This is a genomic window from Desulfonatronospira sp. (assembly GCA_003563255.1).
Classification (GTDB): domain Bacteria; phylum Desulfobacterota; class Desulfovibrionia; order Desulfovibrionales; family Desulfonatronovibrionaceae; genus Desulfonatronospira.
Map to the genome: position 1 here is coordinate 1 of PWSL01000169.1, position 4469 is coordinate 4469.

Annotated in this window: 4 protein-coding genes; 1 reads left to right on the forward strand and 3 read right to left on the reverse strand. The window is 53.7% G+C overall.

Features of this window, described 5'->3' with window-relative positions:
* The first annotated feature begins 343 nt into the window (after positions 1 to 343).
* Entirely contained in the window at positions 344 to 835 is a 492-nt protein-coding gene (locus tag QZP87_RS04865) for a FlgO family outer membrane protein (RefSeq protein WP_291321795.1), read from the forward strand.
* Between the two features lie 511 nt (positions 836 to 1346).
* Here the strand turns inward: QZP87_RS04865 and QZP87_RS04870 are convergent.
* From QZP87_RS04870 to QZP87_RS04880, 3 genes are all read right to left on the reverse strand, one after another.
* Entirely contained in the window at positions 1347 to 2129 is a 783-nt protein-coding gene (locus tag QZP87_RS04870; RefSeq protein WP_291321796.1) for an ABC transporter permease, read from the reverse strand.
* A complete protein-coding gene (locus QZP87_RS04875; protein ID WP_291321797.1) occupies positions 2126 to 3046 on the reverse strand; it encodes an ABC transporter ATP-binding protein in 921 nt (306 codons plus the stop codon). Before QZP87_RS04875 ends, QZP87_RS04870 begins: the two co-directional genes overlap by 4 nt.
* A gap of 313 nt (positions 3047 to 3359) precedes the next feature.
* Positions 3360 to 4469: methyl-accepting chemotaxis protein (locus tag QZP87_RS04880; protein WP_291321798.1), on the reverse strand; the 1110-nt coding region annotated here is incomplete at its 5' end.

A 4469-nucleotide genomic window follows, 5' to 3' on the forward strand; every position in this document is an offset into this window, starting at 1 on the left:
GGTATGACATCACAATGCAACGACCTGTTTTCATTCGTCATTCCGGCGAAAGCCGGAATCCAGGTATTTTCTTAGTGTAAGATCGCCCAGAATTATTGAGAAGTTACGATTGTTGATTTGTAAATTTTTCATTCCCCGACTTTTTGCAGGTGCATCCGATAAGGTCCATTTTTTTTGGGGTGGGGCACTGCAAGTGGCATAATATGTGCAAAACATCCAACGGGAGGAAATTATGATCAGGTATTGCATAATTATTCTTTTGAGCTTCCATGTTGCATTCTCGACTGGCTGTGCTCCATCAGGATACCATGAAGTCAGGATAATACCATCTCAGCAGATCTGGTTGATTGGTGAAAATCATCGTGCCGGGTACGAACTGCAGAAGATGCTTGTTTATACCCTTCCCCATGAACCTACAATCCTTCTGACAACTTTCGTCAACCTGGACAACCTGGGAGAAACAAGCTCCCTGGGACGCATAGTCCCCCAGCAAATCGGAACCTCCCTCACCAGGTGCGGATTTGAAGTCGTTGACGTCCGTCTGCGCACAGATTCCCTTCTTGTCAGGGAACAGCAGGGAGAGTTCGCCCTTTCCAGAAAAATCCAGGATATTGCCAGGGACAATCAGGCCAATTATGTCCTGGCCGGCACCTATTCCGTACTTTACAACAGCATCCTGGTCAACGCCAAGGTCCTGCGCAGCACTGACGGCCTGACCGTGGCCGCCACGGACTACTACCTGCCATACCAGGCCGCCGCCCTTGATCCGGCAGGGTTTTCAGGAGAGCACGCTGCCGGCGGAAAATTCACCCCCAATGTCCACACCGGGTTTTAGGCGCTTAGCACAAATTTCGTAACATGTTCTTTCATTTTCAAAGAAAGCCAGAAGGTTTTGCCCACGGAACACACGGAAGGGCACGGAAATTTTAAAGCGTTGCGAAGCAATGCATATTCCGTGAAATTCCGTGTATTCCGTGGGCAGTCTCTTTTGCCCCGAATGGGCCACTTTTTCCGCGCAGGCTCGCGGAAAAAGCCAAGTGACTGACCCCTGAAACCCTGCCTGCCCTGATAATCATTTAAAACAACGCTGGAAGCGTTCCTGCGGAGCAGGGTTTAACCGGGGCCTGCCCGGTTAACAGACCAAGTCACAGCGCAGCGGATTTCACCTGGGTGCTTGCCCCTTAAATTCCGAAGGACAGCGTAGAGTATTTAACCGGGGTGATCTGGCTGTCACGCCGGAGGCGCGAAAAAAATTTCTTCCCATTTTACCGGGGTGGACACAAAACTCTTTTCCTATATTGGGTTGGGTTGCAGGCAATGCCCACGCTAAAAGTTTCGCTGTAGTGCTACTTGATTAGCCTTTTGCGCATGGACCTGATGCTCAGAAAATAAAAAACCGCTGCAAACCCCATCAGGTAAAAAAGGCTGACCAGCAGGTTCGATTCCATCCGGCCCATGGTGCAAAGCCTGGTCAGCTCCACCAGGTGATAAAGGGGCGAAATCCGGGCCAGATACTGGCCCCACTCCGGCAGGCTGGAAACCGGGAAAAACGTTCCGCTGAACAGGAAAAGCGGAGTCACCAGCAGAAAAAAGGGCAGGTTGAACATGTCGATACTTGGTGTTATCCCGGTAAAGAACATACCCGCCGAACCAAATACCACCCCGCCGAGAAAAGCCAGGGGAATCACCAGCAAAGCCCAGGGGTAGACTGCAAAACCCAACACCGAAATAATTCCCAGGATTATTACTGCGGCCAGCATGGACTTGGTGGCCCCCCAGACAATCTCCGCAGTGACTACTTCCTCCAGGGACAATGGAGTGGCCAGCATGGCGTCAAAGCTCTTCTGGTAGTACATGCGCACAAAAGAAGCATAGGTGTTTTCAAAAAAGGCGTTGAACATTATGGCCGTAGCCAGAAGGGCCGGGGCGATGAACTGGATGTAGCTCAACCGGTCTCCCGCATAGACTACATCTCCAATGAGCCCGCTCAGGCCGATGCCGAATGCGGCCAGGTAAAAAAGGGGCTCCAGCAGGGGGACCATGAAGCTTATCTTCCAGGTGCGGCGGTAGACTATGAGATTCCTTTTCCAGACCGGCAGGAACAAAAAAGTCAGATCGGTTCTCTTCATTCGCGAAGCTCCCTTCCTGTGAGACGCAGAAACACGTCTTCAAGAGTCCCGCTGCGAAACAGGCATTTGTCCGGGCAGAACCTCTGTCTGATGATCTTACCCAGCCCGTTCAGGTCGTCGGTATAAATGATCAGCCTGTCGGTTAGCTTCTCGTGCCTGATTCCTTTTTGTTCCACAAAGCTGTGAATCTCCTGTCCCGGACTTACCACCTCTATCACCGATGTCCCGGAGAATTCTCGGATCAGGCCGTCCGGAGATCCCTGAACCAGGATCCTGCCGTGGTCCATGATCACTATCCTGTGGCAGAGACTGGCTGCCTCTTCCATGTAGTGGGTGGTCAGGACCAGGGTCAGCCCCCTGGCCTGCAGTTCACGAAGCTTGTCCCAGACCTGGTGCCTTGACTGGGGGTCCAGCCCTGTGGTGGGCTCGTCCAGGATGATCAGGCCGGGCTCGTTGATCAAAGCCCTGGCCAGCATGAGCCGCCTGGCCATGCCACCGGAGAGCTGACTGACCTGGGCGTTTTTTCTGTGGTGCAGGGCAAAGAAGTCCAGCAGTTCCTGGGTACGTTCTACAGCCTTTTGCCGGGGTATCCGGTAATACCCGGCAAAGACGAGGAGGTTTTGCTCAACGCTCAGGTCCGGGTCCAGGGTGTTTTCCTGTTGGCAGACACCCATGCGGGAGCGGATCTCCCTCCACCCGGTCTCGATGTCCAGACCAAAGACCTTCATGCTTCCAGAACTCAAGGGAGAAAATCCGTACATCATTCTGATGACAGATGTCTTGCCGGCTCCGTTGGGGCCCAGCAGTCCAAAGAACTCCCCCTCTTCCACCTGAAAGCTGACATTGTCCACTGCAGTGAACCGCCCGAACCTCTTGCCCAGGCCCCTGGCTTCAATTACCGGATTATATAATGTCATCAGAACATCTTATACGGCTCAAAAAACATGATCAAGATCCTGGCTCCTGACCGTGTTGTGCCAAAAATGGTAATAATTCAGGGGGTCCTCTATCCATAAATAGCATAAGATAAGCCCGGGCGGTCTGTCCGGGCTTATTGTTTTGTACTCCCAGGTGTTTCCAGGATCGAAGACATTGCAGACGTCATTTTCCTGGGCGAAGCGGTCCCACTCCCCTCCAACTTCAATGATGGTTCTTTTTTTGTCCAGCCAGTAAATGACTTTGCCTGATTATGTGCTCACGGCTTTGCCCTGCCACTTTTGTTTTCCGCAGTTACTGTTGACTCAGCTGCTGCACCAGGTCCTTTAATTCCTGGGCCTGGCGGGAGAGTTCTGCAACAGACTCAGAGGACTGGGTCATGACCTCGCTGGTTTCCCTGGAAATGCGATTTACTTCCTCTATGTTGCGGTTGACCTCTTCACTGGCGGCGGACTGCTCTTCGGTTGCGGTGGCGATGGCCTGGACCTGCTCCGTTGCTTTCTGAACCCGCCTGACAATATCCTCCAGGGCCTCGCCGGAGCGGTTGGCCAGGCTGTTGGCCTCCTCGATAAGCGCCGAAGCCTGATCCATGCCCTGAATATTGCTGTTGGCCCCATCCTGGATGGAAGAGACCGCCTGCCCCACTTCCCTGGTGGCCTTCATGGTCTTTTCAGCCAGCTTGCGCACTTCATCGGCCACTACAGCAAACCCCCGCCCTGCATCACCGGCCCTGGCCGCCTCAATAGCGGCATTGAGGGCCAGAAGATTGGTCTGGTCTGCAATATCCTCAATAACGTTCATGATATTGCCAATTTCCTGTGCCTGTTTGCCCAGGCTGTCCATGCTGGACTGCAGTTCCCTGGATTTTCCGTGCACCTTGTTTATTGCCGCCACAGAGTCTTCCACGACTTTTGAGCCTTCCCGGGCCATATCCCGGGCCTGGTCAGCCTCCTGGGCCGCAGCAGAGGCGTTTCGGGCCACTTCCATAACGGTGCTGTTCATTTGCTCCATGGAGGTGGCCGTCTGACCGGCCAGGGAAGTCTGGGATTCGGCCCCCCGGCTGGCCTGTTCCACCTGGGCGGCCAGGTCCCTGGAGGATGAGGCCAGGGATTCGGAAATGCTGGTGGCCTGACTGGCATAGCTGGAGATTATGCGGTTCTGTTCTTTGATGCGCGCTTCCGAGGCCCGGATTTTGCTCAGATCTGTGTATATGCAAAGCGAGCCAAGAAGTTTGCCCTCGATGTCGTGCAGGGGCGAGGCATCGATATGGATGTTGCGTTTGCTTCCCTTGCGTCCGGTGAACTCCACTTCCTTGCTGATCCAGCGGTTTTCCTGCATGGCCGTGCCCAGTACGGTCTGCCTTTTTTCACCATAGAAAAAGACTGCCACGTTCTGGCCGTAAAA